4 protein-coding genes are annotated in these 3,041 nt (G+C 72.9%); 1 reads left to right on the top strand and 3 read right to left on the bottom strand.

Annotated elements, in window-relative coordinates:
* The 3 genes from CQZ88_RS31010 to CQZ88_RS13820 all read right to left on the bottom strand — a co-directional run.
* Window positions 1-298: PmbA/TldA family metallopeptidase (locus tag CQZ88_RS31010; RefSeq protein WP_374703825.1), on the bottom strand; the 298-nt coding region annotated here is incomplete at its 3' end.
* Window positions 295-1,806: a TldD/PmbA family protein gene (locus CQZ88_RS13825; protein WP_065922549.1), complete on the bottom strand. Its 1,512-nt coding sequence runs from the start codon at window positions 1,804-1,806 to the stop codon at window positions 295-297. The genes CQZ88_RS13825 and CQZ88_RS31010, both read right to left, overlap by 4 nt.
* Window positions 1,807-1,836: 30 nt before the next feature.
* Window positions 1,837-2,604 (bottom strand): TSUP family transporter, encoded by a 768-nt coding sequence (locus CQZ88_RS13820; RefSeq protein WP_050035273.1) that lies wholly within the window; start codon window positions 2,602-2,604, stop codon window positions 1,837-1,839.
* A 111-nt stretch (window positions 2,605-2,715) separates the two neighbouring features.
* Between CQZ88_RS13820 and CQZ88_RS13815 the strand changes: the two genes are divergently transcribed.
* Window positions 2,716-3,041: FxsA family protein (locus CQZ88_RS13815; protein ID WP_146034307.1), on the top strand; the 326-nt coding region annotated here is incomplete at its 3' end.

Genomic DNA, 3,041 nt, shown 5'->3' with positions numbered 1-3,041 from the left:
CGAGCGGCATCGCGTCCTCGGCCGGGGACGCCGCCGCGGCCGCCGCCCCCGCCGCCCGCACGGTCGGGGCGATGTCGGCCGGGTCGACGCTGCTCGACGTCACCACCCCGACGCGGGGGGTGTCGCCGCGCTGCACCGCGATCACCGTCCAGCTGCGCGAGCGCGAGATCCCGTTGGTGGTCATCGAATTTCCGGCCCACCGCAGCGACGCCTCGCCGGTGTCGGTGACCAGCACGATGGTCTCGTCGGCGGTCGAGCAGCGCAGCGCCCGCTCGAGCAGTTCCTGCGCCTCGATCATCGCCCGCCCTCCGCGCGTGTGTTGAGCACGTTCACCGACCGCAGCAGCGCCGACGGGCAGCCGTGGCTGACCGGGGCGACCTGACCGGGCTGGGCCTTGCCGCAGTTCACGGCGCCGCCGAGCTGCCAGGTCGACGGCCCGCCGACCGCCTCGAGCGACCCCCAGAAGTCCGTCGTGGTGGCCTGGTACGCCACGTCGCGCACCTGCCCGGCGAGTTCGCCGCCGCGGATCCGGTAGAACCGCTGACCGGTGAACTGGAAGTTGTAGCGCTGCATGTCGATCGACCAGGACTTGTCACCGACGACGTAGATCCCGTCGTCGACCCGGGCGATGAGGTCGGCGGTGGTCGTGTCGGCCGACGGGTCCGGCTGCAGCGACACGTTCGCCATCCGCTGGAGCGGTACGTGATGCGCCGAGTCGGCGTACGAGCAGCCGTTCGAGCGTCCCAGGCCCAGCCGCGGCGCGAACACCCGGTCGAGCTGGTAGCCCACCAGGATCCCGTCCCGCACCAGGTCCCAGGACTGGGCGGCGACCCCGTCGTCGTCCCAGCCGACGCTGGCGAGCCCGTGCGCGACGGTGCGGTCCGCCGTCACGTGCATGACGTCGGTGCCGTAGCGCAGCGTGCCGAGCCCGTCCGGGGTGGCGAACGAGGTGCCCGCATAGGCCGCCTCGTACCCGATGGCCCGATCGTATTCCGTTGCGTGCCCGACCGATTCGTGGAGGGTCAGCCACAGGTTGGTGGGGTCGATCACCAGGTCCGTCGGCCCGGCCTGCACGCTGGGGGCCGCCGCCTTCTCCGCCAGCCAGCCGGGGATCCGCTCCAGCTCCTCGTTCCAGTGCCAGTGCGCGTCGCCGGCCAGATACTCCCAACCCCGCCCCACCGGCGGGGCGAGGGTGCGCATCGTCTCGAACTCGCCGGTGCGCCGGTCGACGGCGGTGGCCTCGAGCTGCGGTGCCACCCGCACCCGCTGCTGGGTGATCGTCGAGCCGGCCAGGTCCGCGTAGAACGTCTGCTCCTTGATCTGCAGACAGCTCGCCGTCACGTGATCGACCCCGTCGGTGTCGAGCAGCCGCCGCGAGAAGTCCGTCAGCCGCGCCACCTTCTGCGCGGTGGGCACCGTGAACGGATCGACCTCGTACGGTGACACCCACACCGCGTCCGGGTAGACCGGTTCGTCGGCGAGCTCGACCCGTTCCCGGTTCAGCGCCCGCAACGCCCGGGCCACCTCGATCGCCTGCCCCGCGGTCGCCGCCGCGACGGGGGGACTCAGCTCGGCGTGCGAGGCGAACCCCCACGTGCCGTCGACCACCACCCGCACGGCCAGCCCCGTGTCGACACTGTCGACGGCCGCCTGCACGGCGCCGTCCCGCAGGCTCAACGACTGGCTGTGCACGCGATGCACCCGCAGATCCGCGTGGGAGGCGCCCGCAGCGCGGGCGACGGACAGCGCGGCGTCCGCGAGCGCCCGCAGCGGCAGGGCGAGGAAGTCGGCGTCGACGGTGCTCACCCGCAACACCGTAGCGGCCCGTGCGCCGGCTCAACCGAACTGCTGCCATCCCAGCCGCACCACCATCACCAGCACCACGGTCAGCAGCACCACCCGCACGAACCCCGAGCCGCGCCGCAGCGCCGTCCGCGACCCGGCCACCGCGCCCGCGATGTTGCACACCGCCAGCGCCAGCCCCATGGACCACCACACGTGCCCGGTCGCCGCGAAGTACACCAACGCCCCGAGGTTCGACCCGAGATTGATCACCTTCGCCATCGCCGCCGAGCGCACGAACTCGGTGCCGAGCAGCGTCGCGAACGCGATGATCAGGAACGTGCCGGTGCCGGGGCCGAGCAGCCCGTCGTAGAAACCGATCACCGCGGCCGCCAGCAGCACCACCAGCACCGTGCGCCGCAGCGTCGGGCGTTCGTGCGCCAGCGTCGTGCCGACCTGCGGTCGCAGCGTCACGAACACCGCGACCGCCACCAGCACCACCATCACGATCGGAATGAACAGGTCCCTGTCGATCCGCGAGACCGTCGCCGCACCCGCCGCGGCCGCGACTGCGGCCAGCGCCGCCGCCGGAGCCAGGACCGGCCACTGCAGCCGGATCCGACGGGCGAACGTCACCACCGCCGCGCCGGTGCCGCAGATGGCGGTGAGCTTGTTCGTCGCCAGCGCGGCCGCCGGCGTCAGTTGCGGGGCGACGACGAACAGTGCCGGCAACAGGATCAGCCCACCCCCACCGACGACGGCGTCGACCCACCCCGCGGCGGTCGCCGCCACCATCAGAACCGCCCAGTCGCCCGCACCCACGCGGCCATTCGATCACAGCGGTCGGGAGCAAAACCGCCGCGCCGTTCGTTGACCGGGTGTGACCGTCGCATCCGCATTCGTGCCGCCCCCGGCGCCTGGGAGGATCACCCCATGATCGCGCTGCTGTTCCTGGCCTACGTCGTCGTCGAGATCGGGGTGCTGGCCTGGCTCGGCTCCACCCTGGGCATCGGCGCGACGATCCTGCTGTTCCTCGGGGTGAGCGTCCTCGGCTACCTCGTCCTCGGCGCGCAGGGCCGGCGTGCCCTGCAGAACCTGGGCCGCGTCCGCAGCACCGCCGCCGACCGTGCCGGATTCGCCGGCGCCGCCGACCGTGCCCTCACGGACGGCGCCCTGATCGGTGTCGGTGCCGCCCTCGTCCTCGTGCCCGGCCCGGTCACCAGCGCCGCCGGAATTCTGCTGCTGCTGCCCCCGACCCG

Origin of the sequence: Rhodococcus sp. ENV425, assembly GCF_002887785.1 — a bacterium.
Lineage (GTDB): Bacteria > Actinomycetota > Actinomycetes > Mycobacteriales > Mycobacteriaceae > Rhodococcus > Rhodococcus aetherivorans.
The sequence above is the reverse complement of the archived record's forward strand: the minus strand, read 5'-3'. Positions and strand labels throughout refer to the sequence as shown.